Below are 20,001 nucleotides of genomic sequence, written 5' to 3'. Positions count from 1 at the left end.
GCACAGGGTGAAAACCCAATCAAAATGTGGGAGCTGGCTTGCCTGCGATAGCGGTGGGTCAGCTACACATGTATCAACTGACACACCGCCATCGCAGGCAAGCCAGCTCCCACAGGTTTAACCGTGTTGTGTCAGTAGCCATCGGGGGATGCGGTGTTCGAGGTAGTAGCTTGGGCGCTTGAGTGATCCGCCGACAAATCCCACGTGACCGCCTTTTGCCAGTAATTCAAATTCGGTGCAATCCGACAACTCACCAGCCTCCGGCAAGCTGTGGGCAAACACAAACGGATCATCCGCCGCATGAATGATCAGCGTCGGCGTACGAATCTCACCCAGGTAATAGCGACTCGACGCGCGGCGATAGTAGTCCTCGGCACTGAGGAACCCGTGCAACGGCGCCGTCACGCGCCCATCGAAATCCCAGAACGTGCGCATCTTCTCCAGCGAACCCAAGGCTTCCAGGGTCTTCAGCCCGTCCGCGCGGCCGTCCTGCAGGAACCGACGCTGCTTGACGCGGATATACGTCAGCATTTCCCGCATGAAGTGCTTCTGATAAACCCGCGAAAAGCCCAGGCCGATACGGTCCGCGCATTGATCCAGGCGAAACGGCACCGACACCGCTGCCGCGCCCTGCAACCCCGCTGCCGCGCCGGTCTCACCCAGGTGCTTGAGCAACACATTGCCCCCCAGCGAGTAACCCACCGCATACAGCGGCGCCAACGGTCGCTTGGCACGCAGATGAGCAATCGCGGCGGCCAGGTCTTCGCTGGCGCCGGAGTGATAGCTGCGCGCTAACAGGTTCGGCTCCCCCGAACACCCACGCCAGTTCAGCGCTGCGCTGGCCCAGCCTTGGCGGGCGAGGGCTTTTTGCAGGCCGGCGACGTAGGGCGAGTTGGATGAGCCGGTCAGCCCGTGCAGCACCAGCACCAACGGCGCCTGGGCGTCGTGGGGGCCGTGCCAGTCGAGGTCGAGGAAGTCGCCGTCGTCCAGCCACAGGCGCTCGCGTTGGCGTTCGATGTGGGTCGTGGGGCGCCACAGCGGCCCCCACAGCGTTTGCAGGTGGGGGTTGCCGAGGCCGAAGGCGGGTTTGAATGTTTCAGCGCAAGGCTTCATGAAGCTCTCTACGGTCACTCGACCAAACGGTGCCACAACGCGTAATACACCCGACCGGACTTCTGCTCCCGGTGCAGGCGCCACGCACCCGGCAGGCCCAGGGTGGAAGGCGCGGTCTCGCTTTCAGTGTAGATCCACGCATCCGGCGCCAGCCATTGGCGTTCTTCAAGCAGCGCACACACGGTCGGCAGCAGGTTCTGGTTGAACGGCGGGTCGAGGAACACCACGTCGTACTCGCTGGCCGGCTGGGTTTCCAGGTAGCGCAGGGCGTCGGCGGTTTGCACCTGGCCGTTGGTGCAGCGCAGGGTGCCCAAGTGTTCCTTGAGGCTGGAGACCGCGACATTGCTGGCATCCAGCGCCTGGGCCTGGGCGGCGCCACGGGACAGCGCCTCCAGGAACAACGCGCCGCTGCCGGCGAACGGGTCCAGCACCTTGGCGCCGCCGATGTACGGTGCGAGCCAGTTGAACAGGGTTTCACGCACGCGGTCTGGCGTTGGGCGCAGGCCCACGACGTCGGGGAAGCTCAGCTTGCGGCTGCCCCATTCACCGCCAATGATGCGCAGTTGGCCCACGCCGTTGTGGACGTTGTGGACGGGTTTTTTCGGGCGAGATGTACTGGCCATTAATGCTCCGGGACCCCGAGCGGCTGCTCGGCGGGTTTATCAGTAGGGGGCGGTAGTGGCTTTTGCGCAGTGGTCGGGCCGGCGGTCACGATGACCATCTTGTCGGCGCTCAAGTGTTTGTTCATGGCAGCCTTGACCTGGTCTACGGTCAGGGCCTGGGATTGTTTCATGAAATCTTCCAGATAGGTCAGCGGCAGGTTGTAGAAACCCATCGCGCCCAGCTGCCCGACGATATCGGCGTTGCTCGCGGTCGACAGCGGGAAGCTGCCGGCCAGCTCGCGCTTGGCGTCATCCAGTTCTTTTTGGGTCGGGCCGGTCTTCAGGTAGTCCGCCACCACATCCTCAACCAGGCGCAGGGTACCGCCGCTCATTTCGGCGCGGGTCTGCAGGTTGATCATGAACGGGCCGCGTACCTGCATCGGTGAGAAACCGGAGTACACGCCGTAGGTCAGGCCGCGTTTCTCGCGCACTTCGCTCATCAGACGCGTACCGAAGCCACCGCCGCCGAGGATCTGGTTGCCCAGGGACAAGGCTGCGTAGTCCGGGTCGGCGCGGTCGATGCCGAGTTGGGCGAACAGCAAATGCGTCTGCTTGGACGGAAACTCGATATGGCTCAGGCCGGCTTTAGGCTCGGTGGGCTGGGCGATCTTCGCCAGCGCCGGGCCCTTGGGCAGCGATGCCGACACCTTGGCCGTCATGGCTTCGGCTTCGGCGCGGGTCAGGTCGCCGACCACCGCAATCACCGCATTGCCAGCGGCATAGGCCTTGGCGTGGAAGCCCTGCAACTGCGCGAGGCTGATCTTCGGCACGCTCTCTGGCGTGCCTTCGCTTGGGTGCGCGTAAGGGTGGTCGCCGTACAGGCGCTTGAACAGCTCCAGGCTGGCCAGCTTGGCCGGGTTCTGCTTCTGGTATTCGAAGCCGGCGAGGATCTGGTTCTTGATGCGCGCCAGGGAGTCGGCCGGGAAGGTCGGCTTGCCGATCACCTCGTCAAACAGCGACAGGGCGGCGTCGCGCTTGTCGCCGGCGCTCAGGCTGCGCAGGGACACCAGCGCCATGTCGCGGTAGGCACCATTGCCGAAGTCGGCGCCCAGGCCTTCGAAGTCGCGGGCGATCTGGCTGACATCCTTGCCTGGCACGCCTTCGTTGAGCATGGCGTTGGTCATCAGCGCCAGGCCTGGCACGGCGCCGTCCTGGCTGCTGCCGGCGGCGAACAGGATGCGCAGGTCGAACATCGGCAGTTCATGGGCTTCGACGAACAGCACCTTGGCGCCTTCGGCGGTGGTCCAGGTTTGCACGTCGAGCTTGCGGTTGGTTGGCGCCTTGCCATCCAGTTCCGCCAAGGATTGCAGGGTGCTGGCCGATTGGGCCTTTTCCAGCGCCGGGCTGGCGATGGATTCGCTCGGGCGCAGGAAATACACGGCGCCGGCGGCGAGCAGGGTGACGGCGATCAGGCCGGGTAGGATCAGGCGGCTGCTTTTGCGATCACTCATGAGCGGTCTCCTCAGGCAGGACATGGGCGACGCTGAGGCGTTCGCGGGTGAAGTAGGTGCGCGCGGCTTTCTGGATATCTTCCGGGGTCACGCTTTGCAGGTCGGCAAGCTCGGTGTCCATCAGCTTCCAGGACAGGCCGACGGTTTCCAGCGAGCCGATGGCCGTGGCCTGGCTGGTGATGGAGTCACGCTGGTAGACCAGGCCGGCGATGACCTGGGCGCGGATGCGTTCCAGCTCGGCGGCGGTCGGTGGCTTGGCCTTGAGTTCATCTAGCAGGCGCCACAGGCCGGCTTCGGCTTGGGCGATGGTCTTTTTCTTCTGCTGGTTCGGCGTGGCCGAGAGGGTGAACAGGCTGTCGCCACGGGTGTAGGCGTCGTAGTTGGTGGAGGCGGCGGAAACCAGTTCTTCTCCGCGCTCCAACTGCTCGGAGATACGGGCGCTGTAGCCGCCGTCCAGCAGGGCGGAGATCAGGCGCAAGGCCTGGACCGAGCGTTTGTCTTCGGCGGTGACCAGGCCGGGCACGTTGAAACCGAGGATCACGCTGGGCAGTTGGGTCTGCACTTTCATGGTCAGCAGGCGTTCGCCGGGCTCGGCCAGCTCCATCGGGACCTTGGCCGGTGGCACGTCACGCTTGGGGATCGGGCCGAAGTAGCGCTGGGCCAGGGTCTTCACCTCATCCGGGGTGACGTCGCCGACCACCACCAGGGTAGCGTTGTTCGGCACGTACCAGGCTTGGTACCAGTGGCGCAGCTCTTCGACCTTCATGCGCTCCAGGTCAGCCATCCAGCCGATGGTCGGCGTGTGGTAGCCGCTGGCCGGGTAGGCCATGGCCTTGAAGCGCTCGTAGGCCTTGGACATGGGATTGTCGTCGGTGCGCAGGCGGCGTTCTTCTTTGATGACCTCGATTTCGCGGCTGAACTCGTCGGCCGGCAGGCGCAGGCTGGCCATGCGGTCGGCTTCGAGCTCGAAGGCCACGCCCAGGCGATCACGGGCCAGCACCTGGTAGTAGGCTGTGTAGTCGTCGCTGGTGAAGGCGTTTTCTTCGGCGCCGAGGTCGCGCAGGATCAGCGAGGCTTCGCCGGGGCCGACCTTGGCGCTGCCCTTGAACATCATGTGCTCCAGGGCGTGGGACAAACCGGTCTGGCCCGGGGTTTCGTAGCTTGAACCGACCTTGTACCAGACCTGGGAAACCACCACTGGCGCGCGATGGTCTTCGCGTACGACGACCTTGAGGCCGTTATCCAGGGTGAATTCATGGGTGGGTTGTGGATCGGCAGCCAAGGCTGAAAGAGGCAGACAAACTGTGCTGAACAGCAGGCCTGCGGCGCGGCGGGCTAGAGCATTCATTCGTTTTTAAACCTGTTGGGCTGCCCGCTTGGTCTTAGCGTCGGCGGGCGAAGAGGTGCTAGGATACTGGTCGGAATTACGGACGGCCACTGCGGCAGTCCTGTTAAGGCCCGATTTAGGCCTTACAAGATGTTGCGCATGAACGAGCTGGCTAAAAAACAGTCTGTTACGCATCGAATTTTATTTACCGACGTGCCCCTCTGGCGCGTCGCTACCTTGAGATAGCCGTCCTCCATGTTTGGTTCCAACGACGACAAGAAGACCCCAGCTGCGGCTGGCGAGAAGAAAGGCCTGTTCGGATGGCTGCGCAAAAAGCCGCAGGAAACCGTCGTCGAACAGCCACAGGTTCAACCTGAGCCTATTCCTGAGCCCATCGTAGAAGCCGAACCGGTCGCAGAGACCCCGGCACCGGTGGTGTTGCCGCTGGTTGAGCCGGTGTTGCAGCCGGTGGTTGAGGTTGAGCCGGAACCAGAGCCCGAACATAAGCCGTGGCCTGAACTGCCAGTGGCCGAAGAGCCCGTGGCGCTGGTTGAAGACGTCCAGGCTGAACACATCGCACCGCCGATCCCTGCCGTGGTTGAACCGGTAGCCGCAGTGGTTGAAGCCGCACCAGTCGTAGAAACAGCCGTTCCTGCTGTGGTCGAGCCCGAACCCGTCGCCGCCGAAACCGGCAAGACCGGTTTCTTCGCCCGCCTCAAGCAAGGCCTGAGCAAGACCAGCGCCAGCATCGGCGAAGGCATGGCCAGCCTGTTCCTCGGCAAAAAGGTCATTGACGACGAGCTGCTGGAAGACATCGAAACCCGTCTGCTCACCGCCGACGTGGGCGTCGAAGCCACCGCCGTGATCATCCAGAGCCTGACGCAGAAGGTCGCGCGCAAGCAGTTGACCGACGCCGACGCCCTGTACAAATCCCTGCAGGCCGAGCTGGCCGCGATGCTCAAGCCGGTGGAAGCACCGCTGGTGATCACGCCGAACAAGCCGTTCGTGATCCTGGTGGTGGGCGTCAACGGCGCCGGCAAGACCACCACCATCGGCAAGCTGGCGAAGAAGCTGCAATCCGAAGGCAAGAAAGTCATGCTGGCAGCGGGCGACACCTTCCGCGCCGCAGCGGTAGAACAGCTGCAAGTGTGGGGCGAGCGCAACAAGATCCCGGTAATCGCCCAGCACACGGGCGCCGATTCCGCCTCGGTGATCTTCGACGCCGTGCAAGCCGCCAAGGCGCGCAACATTGATGTGCTGATCGCCGATACCGCCGGTCGCCTGCACACCAAAGACAACCTGATGGAAGAACTGAAGAAAGTCCGCCGCGTGATCGGCAAGCTCGACGCAGACGCTCCGCACGAAGTGTTGCTGGTGCTCGACGCCGGCACCGGGCAGAACGCCATCAGCCAGGCCAAACAATTCAACCAGACGGTGCAACTGACCGGCCTGGCATTGACTAAGCTCGACGGCACGGCCAAGGGCGGCGTGATCTTCGCCTTGGCCAAGCAGTTCGGCCTGCCGATTCGTTATATCGGCGTCGGTGAAGGTATCGACGACCTGCGTACCTTTGAAGCCGAACCCTTTGTCCAGGCACTTTTCGCCGAGCGGGAGCGTCCATGATTCGATTCGAACAGGTCGGTAAACGCTATGCCAACGGGCATGTGGGCTTGCATGAGCTGAGCTTTCGAGTGCGTCGCGGCGAATTCTTGTTTGTCACCGGCCATTCCGGCGCCGGTAAAAGCACCTTGTTGCGCCTGCTGCTGGCCATGGAACGCCCGACCACCGGCAAGCTGCTGCTGGCCGGCCAGGACCTGGCCACCATCAGCAATGCGCAGATTCCGTACCTGCGCCGCCAGATCGGCGTAGTGTTCCAGAACCACCAGTTGCTGTTCGATCGCACGGTGTTCAACAACATTGCCCTGCCATTGCAGATCCTCGGGCTGTCCAAGGCCGAGATCGTCAAGCGCGTGGATTCGGCCCTGGAGCGCGTGGCGCTGTCGGACAAGACCGACCTCTACCCCGGCGACCTGTCCACCGGCCAGCAACAGCGCGTCGGCATTGCCCGCGCCATCGTCCACCGCCCGGCCTTGCTGCTGGCGGACGAACCCACCGGTAACCTCGACCCGCGCTTGGCGGCCGAGATCATGGGCGTGTTCGAAGACATCAACCGTCTGGGCACCAGCGTATTGATCGCCAGTCACGACCTGGCGCTGATCGCCCGCATGCGCCACCGCATGCTGACCCTGCAACGCGGCCGCCTGATCGGTGACGGGGAGGCTGGCGTATGAGTGCTACCCGCAGCCCTAAAGTCTCCGAACGCGTGGCGCCGAAACCGGCCGACCCGCAACCGCAGAAAAAGAAAAAACACGACGAAGACGACGGCCCGGATTTCGGCACGCTGCTGCGCGCCTGGATCGAAAGCCACCGCGCCAGCCTGCTGGACAGTCTGCGTCGCCTGGGCAAGCAGCCGATCGGCAGCTTTTTCACCTGCCTGGTGATGGCCGTGGCCCTGAGCCTGCCGATGGGCTTGTCGCTGCTGCTCAATAATGTGGAGCGCCTTGGTGGTTCCTGGCAGCGTGCGGCGCAGATTTCCCTGTACCTCAACATCGATGCCAGCACCAAGGAAGGCGAAGGCCTGCGTGACGACATCAAGAACCTGCCGGGCGTAGCCGATGCCGAGTACATCAGCCGCGACCAGGCCCTTGAGGAGTTCCAGCAACAATCCGGCCTGGGCGAGGCGCTCAAGGAGCTGCCGCAGAACCCGCTGCCGGGCGTGGTGCTGGTGACGCCGAATGAAGTCGACAAGCCCGCACTGGAAGCCCTGCGACAAAAACTCGCAGAGATGCCCAAGGTGCAACAGGCGCAACTTGATCTAGTCTGGGTGGAGCGCCTGGCGGCGATCCTCAAGCTGGGCGACCGCTTCGTGTTCGGCCTGACGGTGCTGTTGGTGTCTGCATTACTTTTGGTGATAGGTAATACCATTCGTCTTCATATTGAAAACCGTCGCACCGAGATAGAAGTGATTAAACTGGTCGGCGGCACGGACAGCTATGTGCGTCGGCCTTTTCTGTACATGGGCGCGCTTTATGGCTTCGGCGCCGGGATTTTGTCCTGGGGCGTGCTGGCGTTTGGCCTGGACTGGCTGAACGACGCGGTTGTCGGGCTGGCTGGCTTGTACGGCAGTGATTTCGCCCTGGCGGGCGTGCCGGTAGCCGATGGTCTGAGTCTCTTGCTTGGCGCGGTGCTGTTGGGGTATATCGGTGCGTGGATTGCGGTCGCTCGTCATTTACGCGAGCTGGCACCGAAGTAGTTAATGTCAGATTAATGTGGTTTCGTTTGTATTGACCGTATCAGCGGTTTAGGGAACTTGTCCTACGGTTCCCGGTCAATTTTCGCAGTGCTGAACTGCACGAGTTATGTAAGTCGGAGGTTTCGTATGACCACTTCTTTGCAACCTGCTTATGCTCTGGTCCCAGGTGCAAACCTGGAGGCGTATGTGCACACGGTCAACAGCATTCCATTGCTGACGCCCGAGCAGGAGCGTGAACTGGCCGAGAGTCTCTACTATGAGCAGGATTTGGGGGCGGCTCGGCAGATGGTGCTCGCCCACCTGCGTTTTGTCGTACATATCGCCCGTAGCTATAGCGGCTACGGCCTGGCGCAGGCTGACCTGATCCAGGAAGGCAACGTTGGCCTGATGAAGGCGGTGAAACGCTTCAACCCTGAAATGGGTGTGCGCCTGGTGTCGTTTGCCGTGCACTGGATCAAGGCGGAAATCCACGAGTTCATCCTGCGCAACTGGCGCATCGTGAAAGTCGCGACCACCAAGGCCCAGCGCAAACTGTTCTTCAACCTGCGCAGCCAGAAAAAACGCTTGGCGTGGCTGAACAACGAGGAAGTCCACCGCGTGGCCGAAAGCCTCGGCGTGGAGCCCCGTGAAGTACGCGAGATGGAAAGCCGCCTGACCGGCCATGACATGGCCTTCGACCCAGCCGCCGAAGCGGATGACGACAGCGCCTTCCAATCGCCGGCCAACTACCTGGAAGACAACCGCTACGACCCGGCGCGTCAACTGGAGGATGCGGACTGGAGCGACAACTCCAACCACAACCTGCACGAAGCGCTGGAAGTGCTGGACGACCGTAGCCGCGACATCCTCTACCAGCGCTGGCTGGCAGAAGACAAAGCCACGCTGCACGACCTGGCGCAGAAGTACAACGTGTCGGCCGAGCGGATTCGTCAGCTTGAGAAGAGCGCGATGAATAAGCTGAAACTGTCGATCGCTGCTTAAAACGCTGCGATAAACCAAAAAAATGCCCCGATCGAAAGATCGGGGCATTTTTGTTTATCTTCACGCAGTTCCTGTGGGAGCTGGCTTGCCTGCGATAGCGGTCTATCAGCCAGCCCATCTGTATCTGACAGACCGCTATCGCAGGCAAGCCAGCTCCCACAGTTGGTTTTGCAGTGTGTCAGTCGGACCAGGGGGCCTTGCGGGTGTTGTTGAGTTCGAGCAGGTAGCCATCGCCGCCCAACTGACTCATCTGCTGACGAATCCACGCCGCCCGCCTGGCCACATACGCCGTCGGATGGCTGGCACTCCACACCCTTGGGTTGGGCAACACCGCCGCCAGATAACTGGCCTGCTGACGGGACAGGGCCTTGGCACTCACGCCAAAGTGATGCCGCGCCGCCGCTTCTGCGCCAAACACGCCTTCATCCCATTCCACGCTGTTGAGGTACACCTCAAGAATCCGCTGCTTGGGCCACAGGATTTCGGTCAGTGCGGTAAACCAGGCCTCCAGGCCTTTGCGCAGGTAACTGCGGCCGGCCCACAGGAACAGGTTTTTCGACACCTGCTGGCTCAAGGTGCTGGCGCCGCGAATCGAACCGCCGCGCTCGTTGTGCAGGATCGCCGCCTGGATCGCGCCGAAGTCAAAGCCCCAGTGCTGGGGGAAGCGCTGGTCTTCACCGGCCATCACCGCCACTTTCAGCTCGTCGGAGATCTCATCCCACGGCACCCAGGTGCGTTGCAGGTCAATGGGCTCGCCGTCGAACCAGGATTCGATCTTGCGCTCCACCATCAATGCCGTGAACGGCGGCGGCACGACACGCAACAGCAGCACCAGCAGGACACTGCCGATGGCAAACCATTTCACGACTTTGAGAAAACGACTGAAGAGGAGACGCAGCATAGAGATGGCTTGGCCGAACCCGTTGAGCGGGCCATTATACAGACCCTGCCCCTTGTGACTGGAGTTCCTCATGCTGCGTGGCTTTCTGATGTTGGCGGCCTTTTTCGGCTTCACCGGTGTTGCCCTTGGCGCCTTCGCCGCCCATGGCCTGAAAAACCGCCTGAGCGCCGAATACCTGGCGATCTTCCACACCGGCGTCACCTACCAACTGGTGCACACCCTGGCCCTGTTCGGCGTGGCGCTGCTGGCGGCGCACCTGCCGGGGCGCCTGGTCACCTGGGCGGGCGTTTCATTTGCCGTCGGTATCCTGCTGTTCTCCGGCAGCCTGTATGTGCTGACCATGACCGGCATCAGCAAGCTCGGCATCATCACCCCGTTTGGCGGCCTGGCGTTCCTGCTCGGCTGGTTCCTGCTGGGCCTGGCGGCGTTCCGCTTGCAAGCCGCCTGACCAAGGGACTTGGGTCAGCCACGGTGATCGGGCTAGAATGCTGGCCCCTAAAAACGATGGCGGCCCGCGGCATGCGCATTCAGTTGAACGGCGAACCCTTTGAACTGCCCGACGGCGAAACCGTTGCGGCCCTGCTGACCCGCCTGGACCTGGCCGGGCGTCGCGTCGCAGTGGAGCTCAACCTGGATATCGTCCCGCGCAGCCAGCACGCCGAGACCGCGCTCAGCGAAGGTGACCAGATCGAAGTGGTCCACGCCATCGGCGGCGGCTAGTCGCGCAGCTTCCTGAATTCTGCAGAACCTCACCCCATTCCGAGGATTTCCCATGAGCATCGTTCGTAGCGACAAGCCCTTCGTCCTGGCCGGTCGTACCTACCAGTCCCGTCTGCTGGTCGGCACCGGCAAGTACCGCGACATGGAAGAAACCCGCCTGGCCATCGAAGCCTCGGGCGCCGAGATTGTCACCTTCGCCGTGCGCCGCACCAACCTGGGCCAGATCGAAGGCGAGCCGAACCTGCTCGAAGTGCTGTCGCCGGATCGCTACACCTTCCTGCCGAACACCGCCGGCTGCTACGACGCCATCGAAGCCGTGCGCACCTGCCGCCTGGCCCGTGAGCTGCTCGACGGCCACAACCTGGTGAAGCTGGAAGTGCTGGCCGACCAGAAAACCCTGTTCCCCAACGTGATCGAAACCCTCAAGGCCGCCGAGACCCTGGTCAAGGAAGGCTTCGACGTGATGGTCTACACCAGCGACGACCCGATCATCGCCCGCCAACTGGCCGAAATCGGCTGCATCGCCGTGATGCCGCTGGCCGGCCTGATCGGTTCCGGCCTGGGGATCTGCAACCCGTACAACCTGCAGATCATCCTGGAAGAAGCCAAGATCCCGGTGCTGGTGGATGCGGGCGTGGGCACTGCCTCCGACGCGACCATCGCCATGGAGCTGGGCTGTGACGCGGTGCTGATGAACTCGGCCATCGCCCATGCCCAGCAACCGATCATGATGGCTGAAGCCATGCAACATGCGATCGTCGCGGGCCGCCTGGCCTACCTCGCTGGCCGCATGCCGAAAAAACTCTACGCCAGCGCCTCTTCGCCGCTGGATGGTCTGATCAAGTAAGAGCCATGATGACTGAATCAAACGAAACGCCGAACACCGTGGAAGAAGGCGACGAGTCCAAGCACCGCCGCATCAAGAGTTTTGTGATGCGCGCCGGTCGCATGACCGAAGGCCAGCAAAAGGGCCTGGAGCAAGGTACGCCGCTGTTCGTGTTGCCGCTGGCGGATGCGCCGGTGGACTACGACCAGGTGTTTGGCCGTTCGGCCCCGCGTTCCCTGGAAATCGGCTTTGGCATGGGCCACTCCCTGCTGGAAATGGCTGCGGCCTCGCCGGAGCAGGATTTCATCGGCGTTGAAGTGCACCGTCCCGGTGTCGGCGCGCTGCTCAATGGCGTGCTGACGCAAGGCCTGACCAACCTGCGGGTCTACGACTGCGACGCGATTGAAGTGCTCAACCGCTGCATCGCCGACAACAGCCTCGACCGCCTGATGCTGTTCTTCCCGGACCCCTGGCACAAATCCCGTCACCACAAGCGCCGCATCGTCCAGGCCTCCTTCGCGGAACTGGTGCGCAGCAAGCTGAAAGTGGGCGGCATCCTGCACATGGCCACCGATTGGGAACCGTATGCGGAATACATGCTGGAAGTGATGGATGTAGCGCCTGGCTATCGCAACCTGGCTGAAGACGGCAAATGCGTGCCACGCCCGGCCGAGCGGCCGATCACCAAGTTCGAACGTCGCGGCGAGCGACTGGGGCATGGTGTGTGGGACTTGAAATTCGAGAAGGTTGACTGACAGCACGCGGTCAAAACTGTGGGAGCTGGCTTGTGTGGGAGCTGGCTTGCCTGCGATAGCATCACCGCGGTCTTACTGATAGACCGAGGTGTCTGCATCGCAGGCAAGCCAGCTCCCACATTTGTTTTGCAGTGTGCTTGAGGTTAGCGGCGGTCTGCTACTACGCCGATCAGTACCAATACAACCACCAACACCGGCGCCAAACTGTAGTTATTGAACTGGCTCAACCCCCGCACAATCCACGGCGTGGCGTAGATCAACGCCGCACCGCTGCCAATCATGCACAGCAACGCCATCAGCGGTACGCGCAACGCACCGGCCACGCTGCCCAGGCGGGCTTCGACCCAGCCCTTGATATCGGCGCCAAACAGCACCAGCAAGCAGCCCACCAATGCCAGGGAGATTTCCGACAGGTTGCTGCGGCTCCAGCGGGATACGGTGGCGAGCAGGTCGAGTACCAAATCCATTCGATTTCCTTAAGAGCGTCAGCTCAAAAACGTCTGCAACAGGTCATTGAGAAAGAGTTGCCCGCGGTCGGTCGCCGCCAGGGCGTGACGGTTCGACCTGCATTAAGCCACTTTGTTCGGCCTCGCGGCGGCCTTCGTCCAGGCTGGCCAGCGCAAGGCCGGTACGCTCCGCGTACAGCTTGGCTTCGACACCTTCGGTCAGGCGCAAGGCGTTCATCAGGAACTCGAACGGCAGCTCCTCATTGGTCAGTTCCTTCGCGCCGGCCTGGAAGTTTTTTGCCGGGTTGAGGTAGTCCTTCGGCGCTCGGGTCTTCCAGGTGCGCACGATGCGCCCGTCCGGGTGGCTGAGCTTGCCGTGGGCGCCGGCGCCGATGCCGATAAAGTCGCCAAAGCTCCAGTAGTTCAGGTTGTGCCGCGCCGGGCGACCCGGCTGGGCATAGGCCGACACTTCGTACTGTGCGTAACCGTGTTCGGCGAGCAGCGCCTGGCCGGCTTCCTGAATATCCCACAACGTGTCGTCTTCGGGCAGCGCAGGCGGCTGGTTCCAGAACACCGTGTTGGGTTCGAGGGTCAGCTGATACCAGGACAAATGGGTCGGCTTCAGCGCGATGGCCTGGCGCAGGTCGCTCAAGGCGTCGTTCAGGGACTGATCGGGCAAGCCGTGCATCAGGTCCAGGTTGAAGTTGTCGAACCCGGCCTGGCGCGCCATGCCCGCCGCGCGGATGGCTTCATCGCCATTGTGGATGCGGCCCAGGGCCTCGAGTTTTTCCTGCTGGAAGCTCTGGATGCCGATGGACAGGCGGTTGATCCCCAGCTTGCGGTAGGCCACGAACTTCTCTTGTTCGAAGGTGCCGGGGTTGGCTTCCAGGGTGATCTCGATATCGCCGGCAAACGGGATGCGTGCTTCCACACCCTTGAGCAAACGGCCCAGGGCCGCCGCACTGAACAGGCTCGGCGTGCCGCCACCAAAGAAGATCGAACTCAGCTCGCGCCCGTAAACGGCGTGCAAGTCTTGATCGAGGTCGGCCAGCAAGGCGTCCACGTACTCCTCTTCCGGCAGCACTTTGCTGGCGGTGTGGGAGTTGAAGTCGCAGTAAGGGCATTTGCGCACGCACCACGGAATGTGGATGTACAGCGCCAGGGGCGGCAGCAGGGGCAGAGCCGCCCGTGGTGTTTGCGCGCCGCCGTGGATCAGCGGCTGCGCAGAGGTGTTTTGGGTCATTTCAGGCTCAGGCGTTGGCGCAGCAAATCCATTGCGCGGGCGCGGTGGCTGATCTGGTTCTTGTCGGCCGGGCTCAGTTCGGCGCTGGAGACATTGCGCTCCGGCACCCAGAACAGCGGGTCGTAGCCAAAGCCATGTTCACCGCTGGCGGCATGCAGGATGCGCCCGTGCCACAGGCCTTCGCAGAGGATCGGCAACGGGTCGTCGGCGTGGCGCACCAGGGCCAGCACGCAGACGAACTGCGCGCCGCGCTCGGCGTCCGGCACGTCCTTGAGGGCGTCCAGCAGCTTGGCGTTGTTGGCCGCGTCGCCCTTGCCATCGGCATAACGCGCCGAATAGATGCCCGGGGCGCCGCCGAGGAAGTCCACCGCCAAACCCGAGTCATCGGCCAGCGCCGGCAGGCCGGAGATGCGTGCGGCATTGCGGGCCTTGAGGATGGCGTTCTCGACGAACGACAGGCCGGTTTCTTCCGGCTCTACCTGGCTGAACTCGCCAATCGAGCGCAAGTGCACCGATTCGCCGAGCATGGCCTGCAGTTCCTTGAGTTTGCCGGCGTTATGGCTGGCCAGTACGAGTTGGGTGAGTTTCATCATTCGGCCGGGAATTGTTCTTGGTTGAATTGGAAGCTATGGGCTTTGCCACCGGTTTCAACGTTGATGGTAAACGTCTTGTATTCACGCTGCGTGACGGAGTAGGGCGCCAGGTAACTGACCCCGCTTTTCTCGGTAATCTGCTTGAAGGTCAGGACCTCGCTCTTGCCGCCCAGGTCCTTGATGGTGCCGGTCACTTGCGCCGCTACCGGGGCAACGCCCTTGATCACGGTCACGTTGATCAAGCCCTTCTCTTTACTGCGCACCACGCCGATCTTCTGGGCGGTTTCCGGAGGCAGGAAGCTGGAGGTGAAGGTGTTGTAGTGGACGGTGATATCACCGAAGTCTTTCTTGCGATTAGCGTCGATAGAGTCCGCTGCGATGGCGCTGGCGCCCAGGCATGCGGTCAATAGAAAAATAGCCAAGCGACTCATGATCATCCCTCTTGAAAATGATTAGACGGCAATCTTGTGGTCGGTCAGGCCAGGGCTGCTGACCCGGTAGATACCAATTTCGCCCAACAGGTTGGGCCATAGTTTACTCGCCCAGCCGTGGCGATGCTGTTGATCGACGGCAAGGCGGTTGATGACCTTGGCTTCACGCTCGCCACACAGGGCTTCGAAGTCTTCAAAGGTGCAGAAGTGGATGTTCGGCGTGTTGTACCACGTGTATGGCAGAAAATCCGAGACTGGCATGCGGCCCTTGGTGGCCAGGTACCAACGGCAACGCCAATGCCCGAAGTTGGGAAAGGTGATGATGCACTGGCGGCCGACGCGCAGCATTTCGTCAAGGATGCGGTCCGGGTAGTGCACCGCTTGCAGGGCCTGGGTCATCACCACGATATCGAAGCTGTTGCTGGCAAAGTTGCCCAGGCCCTTGTCCAGGTCCTGCTCGATCACGTTGATGCCCTTGGCCACGCACTGGGCGATGTTGTCCGGGTCGTTTTCCAGGCCGTAGCCGGTGACTTGCTTGTTGTCCCGCAGCCAGCTCAGCAGTTCGCCATCGCCGCAGCCCAGGTCGAGCACGCGGCTGCCGGCGGGGATCCAGTCTTGGATAATGTCCAGGTCGGCTCTCATGGCTTTCTCACAATACGATTCGGTTCATGTAGTTGCTGAACGCTTGCAGGTAGCGCGGGATCGGGATCAGGAAGGCGTCGTGGCCTTGCGGAGCGTCGATCTCCAGGTAGCAGACGTCTTTGCGCGCGGCCATCAGGGCATCCACCAGTTCGCGCGAGCGCGCCGGCGAGAAGCGCCAGTCGGTGGTGAACGAAATCACGCAGAACTTGGCCGTGGCGTGTTCGAAGGTTTTTGCCAGGTCGTCGTCATGGTTGGCCGCCGGGTCGAAGTAGTCCAGGGCCTTGGTCATCAGCAGGTAGGTGTTGGCGTCGAAACGCCCGGAGAATTCCTCGCCCTGATAACGCAGGTAGCTTTCCACCTGGAACTCGACGCTGTGGAAGTCGTAGTTGAGCTTCTCGCTCTTGAGGCCACGGCCGAATTTCTCGCCCATGGAGTCATCGGACAGGTAGGTGATGTGCCCGACCATCCGCGCCAGCATCAGGCCGCGCTTGGGGATCACCCCGGCTTCCTGGAACGAACCGCCGTGGAACTCGGGGTCGGTGAGGATGGCCTGGCGCGCCACTTCGTTGAAGGCGATGTTCTGCGCCGACAACTTCGGTGCCGAGGCGATGGCCAGGCAATGGCGCACGCGGTCCGGGTAGCTGATGGTCCATTGCAGCGCCTGCATGCCGCCCAAGCTGCCGCCAATCACCGCCGCCCATTGGGCAATCCCGAGCAGGTCGGCCAGACGGGCCTGGCTGTGCACCCAGTCTTCCACGGTCAGCACCGGAAAGTCGGCGCCGAACGGCTTGCCGGTTTCCGGGTTGAGGCTGCTGGGGCCGGTGGAGCCGTTGCAGCCGCCGAGGTTGTTCAGGCTGACCACAAAGAATTTGTGGGTGTCGATGGGCTTGCCGGGGCCGATGCAACTGTCCCACCAACCGGGTTTACGGTCGTCGGCAGAATGGAAACCGGCGGCGTGATGATGGCCGGACAGGGCGTGGCAGATCAGCACGGCGTTGCTGGCCGTGGCGTTCAGTTGGCCGTAGGTCTCGTAGATCAGGTCATAGGCCGGCAGCGAACGACCGCAGGCCAAGGCCAGCGGTTCGCTGAAGTGCGCCACTTGGGGCACGACCAGTCCAACAGAATCGGGGGGGAAGGCAGCTGGCATCGACCCTGCTCTCGTTTAAATGAGGCGTAAGTCTAAAGAGCGGGGCCCCTAGCGGCAAGCAAACCCTTCCCGGCCGATCGTTCCCACGCTCTGCGTGGGAACGCCGCTTGTGACGCTCTGCGTCACGCGATGGGACGCAGAGCGTCCAGGCTGCATTCCCACGCGGAGCGTGGGAACGATCAGCGTGTCAGATCAGCCCGAACAGCATTTTAGGCATTGCTGCAAAGTCAGCCAGGTACGGGATCACCCAACCCTGGATCAACTGGATCGCGATGAACGCGAAGATCGGCGAGATGTCCAGGCCGCCCAGGTTCGGGATCCAGCGACGGAACGGCGCCAGTACCGGCTCGGTGATCTGGTACACCAGCTCGGCGCCAGGGCTGCGGCTGCCCGGTGCGACCCAGGACAGGATCACGCTGATGATCATCGACCAGAAGATGATCTTCAAAAACAGCGAGAAGATGCCGATCAGCGCCCATGGCAACAGCAGCACGGTGTAGGGCAGGAAGCCCTTGAGCAACAGCACCACGGCAAACAACAGGATCTGCAACAGCAGCGCCAGCACCAGCGACGACATGTCCAGGCCGAACATGCTGGGCACGATCCGGCGCAGCGGCTTGAGCAGCGGCTGGGTGGCCTTGACCACGAATTGGCACAGCGGGTTGTAGAAGTTCGCCCGCACCAGTTGCAGGATAAAACGCATCAGCACGATCAGCAGGTACAGGCTGCCCAGGGTCTGGATGATAAAAATAAGCGCGTCATTAAGGCCAAGCATGTTTGATTCCTTGATTGGGACGACTATTTATTTGCCCAGCTGCTCGGCCATTTCCGCCGAACGATGTGCCGCGGCACCCAGTGCTGTTTCCACCAGGGCTTCAAAGCCCCCGGCCTGGAAGGATTCGATGGCGGCTTGCGTGGTGCCGCCCGGCGAGGTCACGCGGCGGCGCAATTCGGCGGCGTCGACGTCGCTGGTCACGGCCATCTTGGCTGCACCCAGTGCGGTTTGTTCCGACAGTTGCTTGGCGATTTCCGCCGGCAGGCCCAGTTTCACGCCAGCGGCAGTCATGGCTTCGATCAGCAGGAAGAAATACGCCGGGCCGCTGCCGGACACGGCGGTGACCGCATCCAGTTGCTGCTCGGTGTCCAGCCACAGGGCGATGCCCACGGCGGACAGCAGTTCCTGGGCTTGATCCCGTTGCGCGGCGCTGACTTCGCCGGTGGCGTACAAGCCGCTCACACCCTGGCGCAGCAGCGACGGGGTGTTGGGCATGCAGCGCACGATCGGCTGGGCGCCGAGCCAGTTGTTCATGCTGGCGCAGGTAATGCCGGCGGCGATGGACACCACCAACTGCTGCGGTTGCAGGCTTGGGCGCAGGCTTTCGCACACGGCTTTCATGGCCTGCGGCTTGACCGCCAGGACGATCACATCGACGCCCTGGATGGCCTCGGCGTTGTCGGCAAAGGTCTCGATACCGTGTTCGGCGCTGACACGGGCGCGGGTGTCGGCGCCGGGGTCGCTGGCGCGGATCTGCGCGGCATCCAGGCCTTTGGCCCGCAGGCCACCGATCAGGCTGGCCGCCATGTTACCGGCGCCGATAAAGGCAATACGCGTGTTGCTCATGACAGGTCCTTATTCAGTGAAAAGTCAGCCATTTCACGGCTGGCCGTAGTCGCGGGCGCCAAACAGTGCAGTACCGATCCGCACCCAGGTGGCGCCTTGGGCGATGGCTGACTCAAGGTCGTGGCTCATGCCCATGGAAAGTGTGTCGAGCGGCAGATTCAAACCGGCTTGCAGCTCGCGCACCGTGGCGAAGGCTGCATCTTGCGCGGCACGATCGTCAGTCGGCTCGGGAATCGCCATCAAGCCCCGCAGCTGCAAGCGCGGCAGCGCGCTGATCGCCTGGGCCAGGGCCGGCAGGTCGGCGGGCGTACAGCCGGACTTGCTGGCTTCGCCACTGACGTTGACCTGGATGCAGATGTTCAGCGGTGGCAGGTCGGCCGGGCGTTGTTCGGACAGGCGTTGTGCGATTTTCAGGCGTTCCACGGAATGCACCCAAGCGAAGTTCTCGGCGATAGCGCGCGTCTTGTTCGATTGAATGGGGCCGATGAAGTGCCAACTCAAGGGCAGGTCGGTTAATTCGGCCTGTTTGCCCAGGGCTTCCTGCAGGTAGTTCTCGCCAAAATCGCGCATCCCGGCGGCGTAGGCTTCACGCACGGCCTGGGCGGGTTTGGTCTTGCTCACGGCCAGTAGATGGATGCTGCTGGCGTCGCGTTGCACGGCGTCGGCGGCGGCGCGGATACGCTGGCTAACCCGCTCGATGTTGTCTGCTATCGTGGACATTCAAGATGCGCCCGTGGACATGGAGTCCGCGGCATTCTACTGGAAATGGAAAGCCCTATGGATATCACTGAACTGCTGACGGCAGGCGTGCGCCGTGGCGCATCCGACCTGCATTTGTCGGCCGGCCTGGCGCCGATGCTGCGTGTGGACGGCGAGGTCTGGCCGCTGGACTGGCCGGTGCTGTCGGCGCCCCAGGTGGCGGATTTGCTCAGCCCTTTGCTCAATCAACACCAGCAAAAGGATTTCGAAACATCTCTTGAAATGGACTTTGCCTTCGAACTGCCGGGCGTGGCGCGGTTCCGGGCGAATGTGTTCCAGCAGGATCGCGGCATGGGCGCGGTGTTTCGCACCATTCCCCATGAGGTCCAGAGCGTGCAAAGCCTTGGCCTGGGGGACGTCTTCCAGCGTATCGCCCAACTGCCCCGTGGCCTGGTGCTGGTCACCGGGCCGACCGGTTCGGGCAAGTCCACCACCCTGGCGGCGATGATCGACTACCTCAATCAGCACCGGCGCCAGCACATCCTCACCCTGGAAGACCCCATCGAATTTATCCACAGGCCAAAAACCGCGCTGATCAACCAGCGCCAGGTGCACCGTGATACCCACAGCTTTGCGGCGGCATTGCGTTCGGCGCTGCGGGAAGACCCGGATGTGATCCTGGTGGGGGAGTTGCGCGACCTGGAAACCATCCGCCTGGCCCTGACGGCCGCTGAGACCGGGCACCTGGTGTTTGGCACCCTGCACACCGCGTCGGCGGCAAAGACCGTGGATCGGCTGGTGGATGTGTTCCCGGCGGGGGAAAAGGCCATGGTCCGCTCGATGCTGGCGGAGTCGTTGCAGGCGGTGGTGTCCCAGGTGCTGGTGAAGAAACTCGGCGGCGGGCGCGTGGCGGCTCACGAGATCATGCTGGGCACACCGGCGGTTCGCAATCTGATTCGTGAGGACAAGGTGGCTCAGTTGGTCTCGGCGATCCAGACAGGTGGAGCGTTGGGCATGAAGACGCTGGATATGAGCTTGAAGGCGCTGGTGGGCGAGGGGCTGGTCAGCCGGGAGGATGCGCGGGAGAAGGCGAGGGTGCCGACCGATATCTAGAAAACACTGATATCAAT

General features: G+C 62.6%; 22 protein-coding genes and 1 pseudogene. 9 read left to right on the top strand and 14 right to left on the bottom strand.

The window, feature by feature from the left end:
* Window positions 1-117 precede the first annotated feature (117 nt).
* The 4 genes from PSH87_RS26810 to PSH87_RS26795 are packed head-to-tail and all read right to left on the bottom strand — an operon-like array spanning window position 118 to window position 4,574.
* Window positions 118-1,113, bottom strand: coding sequence for a hydrolase (locus PSH87_RS26810; RefSeq protein ID WP_305431708.1), 996 nt, complete (start codon window positions 1,111-1,113; stop codon window positions 118-120).
* Window positions 1,114-1,127: 14 nt separating this feature from the next.
* The gene (gene rsmD / locus PSH87_RS26805) at window positions 1,128-1,736 is read right to left on the bottom strand and encodes a 16S rRNA (guanine(966)-N(2))-methyltransferase RsmD (RefSeq protein ID WP_305431707.1); all 609 of its coding nucleotides are present in this window, start codon (window positions 1,734-1,736) and stop codon (window positions 1,128-1,130) included.
* Window positions 1,736-3,226 (bottom strand): pitrilysin family protein, encoded by a 1,491-nt coding sequence (locus PSH87_RS26800; protein ID WP_305431706.1) that lies wholly within the window; start codon window positions 3,224-3,226, stop codon window positions 1,736-1,738. The genes rsmD and PSH87_RS26800 overlap by 1 nt, the downstream gene beginning before the upstream one ends.
* Window positions 3,219-4,574, bottom strand: coding sequence for a pitrilysin family protein (locus tag PSH87_RS26795; protein ID WP_026136941.1), 1,356 nt, complete (start codon window positions 4,572-4,574; stop codon window positions 3,219-3,221). Before PSH87_RS26795 ends, PSH87_RS26800 begins: the two co-directional genes overlap by 8 nt.
* 234 nt (window positions 4,575-4,808) lie before the next feature.
* On the opposite strand from PSH87_RS26795, the gene ftsY reads away from it, so the two are divergent.
* The 4 genes from ftsY (at window position 4,809) to rpoH (ending at window position 8,847) form a co-directional block, all read left to right on the top strand.
* The gene (gene ftsY, locus PSH87_RS26790; protein WP_305431705.1) at window positions 4,809-6,176 is read left to right on the top strand and encodes a signal recognition particle-docking protein FtsY; all 1,368 of its coding nucleotides are present in this window, start codon (window positions 4,809-4,811) and stop codon (window positions 6,174-6,176) included.
* The gene (gene ftsE / locus PSH87_RS26785) at window positions 6,173-6,844 is read left to right on the top strand and encodes a cell division ATP-binding protein FtsE (RefSeq protein ID WP_017737950.1); all 672 of its coding nucleotides are present in this window, start codon (window positions 6,173-6,175) and stop codon (window positions 6,842-6,844) included. The genes ftsY and ftsE overlap by 4 nt, the downstream gene beginning before the upstream one ends.
* Complete coding sequence (ftsX, locus tag PSH87_RS26780) at window positions 6,841-7,866, top strand: permease-like cell division protein FtsX (RefSeq protein ID WP_017737951.1); 1,026 nt, start codon at window positions 6,841-6,843, stop codon at window positions 7,864-7,866. The genes ftsE and ftsX overlap by 4 nt, the downstream gene beginning before the upstream one ends.
* A 126-nt stretch (window positions 7,867-7,992) precedes the next feature.
* Window positions 7,993-8,847, top strand: coding sequence for an RNA polymerase sigma factor RpoH (gene rpoH, locus PSH87_RS26775; protein WP_305431704.1), 855 nt, complete (start codon window positions 7,993-7,995; stop codon window positions 8,845-8,847).
* 178 nt (window positions 8,848-9,025) lie between these two features.
* Here the strand turns inward: rpoH and mtgA are convergent, their stop codons facing one another.
* Entirely contained in the window at window positions 9,026-9,748 is a 723-nt protein-coding gene (gene mtgA / locus PSH87_RS26770; protein WP_305431703.1) for a monofunctional biosynthetic peptidoglycan transglycosylase, read from the bottom strand.
* A 70-nt stretch (window positions 9,749-9,818) separates the two neighbouring features.
* Between mtgA and PSH87_RS26765 the strand changes: the two genes are divergently transcribed.
* The 4 genes from PSH87_RS26765 to trmB all read left to right on the top strand — a co-directional run bounded on the left by PSH87_RS26765 (window position 9,819) and on the right by trmB (window position 12,049).
* A complete protein-coding gene (locus PSH87_RS26765) occupies window positions 9,819-10,196 on the top strand; it encodes a DUF423 domain-containing protein (RefSeq protein ID WP_017737954.1) in 378 nt (125 codons plus the stop codon).
* A 71-nt stretch (window positions 10,197-10,267) separates the two neighbouring features.
* Window positions 10,268-10,468 carry a sulfur carrier protein ThiS gene (gene thiS, locus PSH87_RS26760; protein WP_305431702.1) on the top strand — a complete coding sequence of 67 codons (201 nt, stop codon included), beginning with the start codon at window positions 10,268-10,270 and terminating at the stop codon, window positions 10,466-10,468.
* Window positions 10,469-10,520: 52 nt separating this feature from the next.
* A complete protein-coding gene (locus PSH87_RS26755) occupies window positions 10,521-11,315 on the top strand; it encodes a thiazole synthase (RefSeq protein WP_003234615.1) in 795 nt (264 codons plus the stop codon).
* 8 nt (window positions 11,316-11,323) lie between these two features.
* The gene (gene trmB, locus PSH87_RS26750; RefSeq protein ID WP_017737956.1) at window positions 11,324-12,049 is read left to right on the top strand and encodes a tRNA (guanosine(46)-N7)-methyltransferase TrmB; all 726 of its coding nucleotides are present in this window, start codon (window positions 11,324-11,326) and stop codon (window positions 12,047-12,049) included.
* A 143-nt stretch (window positions 12,050-12,192) separates the two neighbouring features.
* Here the strand turns inward: trmB and PSH87_RS26745 are convergent, their stop codons facing one another.
* The 9 genes and pseudogenes from PSH87_RS26745 to PSH87_RS26705 all read right to left on the bottom strand — a co-directional run bounded on the left by PSH87_RS26745 (window position 12,193) and on the right by PSH87_RS26705 (window position 18,892).
* Window positions 12,193-12,516: a DUF3392 domain-containing protein gene (locus PSH87_RS26745; protein ID WP_010207241.1), complete on the bottom strand. Its 324-nt coding sequence runs from the start codon at window positions 12,514-12,516 to the stop codon at window positions 12,193-12,195.
* Window positions 12,517-12,534: 18 nt separating this feature from the next.
* Window positions 12,535-13,738 (bottom strand): annotated as a pseudogene (gene hemW / locus PSH87_RS26740) (radical SAM family heme chaperone HemW).
* Complete coding sequence (rdgB, locus tag PSH87_RS26735) at window positions 13,735-14,331, bottom strand: RdgB/HAM1 family non-canonical purine NTP pyrophosphatase (RefSeq protein WP_017735311.1); 597 nt, start codon at window positions 14,329-14,331, stop codon at window positions 13,735-13,737. Before rdgB ends, hemW begins: the two are co-directional and overlap by 4 nt.
* A complete protein-coding gene (locus PSH87_RS26730) occupies window positions 14,328-14,762 on the bottom strand; it encodes a DUF4426 domain-containing protein (protein WP_017735310.1) in 435 nt (144 codons plus the stop codon). Before PSH87_RS26730 ends, rdgB begins: the two co-directional genes overlap by 4 nt.
* Before the next feature lie 21 nt (window positions 14,763-14,783).
* The gene (gene metW, locus PSH87_RS26725; RefSeq protein WP_017735309.1) at window positions 14,784-15,404 is read right to left on the bottom strand and encodes a methionine biosynthesis protein MetW; all 621 of its coding nucleotides are present in this window, start codon (window positions 15,402-15,404) and stop codon (window positions 14,784-14,786) included.
* Window positions 15,405-15,411: 7 nt separating this feature from the next.
* Window positions 15,412-16,551: a homoserine O-acetyltransferase gene (locus PSH87_RS26720; protein WP_305431700.1), complete on the bottom strand. Its 1,140-nt coding sequence runs from the start codon at window positions 16,549-16,551 to the stop codon at window positions 15,412-15,414.
* 187 nt (window positions 16,552-16,738) lie between these two features.
* A complete protein-coding gene (locus tag PSH87_RS26715; RefSeq protein WP_305431698.1) occupies window positions 16,739-17,326 on the bottom strand; it encodes a YggT family protein in 588 nt (195 codons plus the stop codon).
* Window positions 17,327-17,353: 27 nt separating this feature from the next.
* Window positions 17,354-18,172 carry a pyrroline-5-carboxylate reductase gene (gene proC / locus PSH87_RS26710; protein ID WP_305431696.1) on the bottom strand — a complete coding sequence of 273 codons (819 nt, stop codon included), beginning with the start codon at window positions 18,170-18,172 and terminating at the stop codon, window positions 17,354-17,356.
* A 33-nt stretch (window positions 18,173-18,205) separates the two neighbouring features.
* Window positions 18,206-18,892 (bottom strand): YggS family pyridoxal phosphate-dependent enzyme, encoded by a 687-nt coding sequence (locus tag PSH87_RS26705; protein WP_017735305.1) that lies wholly within the window; start codon window positions 18,890-18,892, stop codon window positions 18,206-18,208.
* Between the two features lie 57 nt (window positions 18,893-18,949).
* Here PSH87_RS26705 and PSH87_RS26700 point away from each other — a divergent pair, with 57 nt between their 5' ends.
* Window positions 18,950-19,984: a type IV pilus twitching motility protein PilT gene (locus PSH87_RS26700; RefSeq protein ID WP_305431694.1), complete on the top strand. Its 1,035-nt coding sequence runs from the start codon at window positions 18,950-18,952 to the stop codon at window positions 19,982-19,984.
* The last annotated feature ends 17 nt before the right edge of the window (window positions 19,985-20,001 follow it).

The sequence above is a fragment of the Pseudomonas sp. FP453 genome (genome assembly GCF_030687495.1).
In the GTDB taxonomy this organism is placed as follows: Bacteria; Pseudomonadota; Gammaproteobacteria; order Pseudomonadales; family Pseudomonadaceae; genus Aquipseudomonas.
The sequence above is the reverse complement of the archived record's forward strand: the minus strand, read 5'-3'. Positions and strand labels throughout refer to the sequence as shown.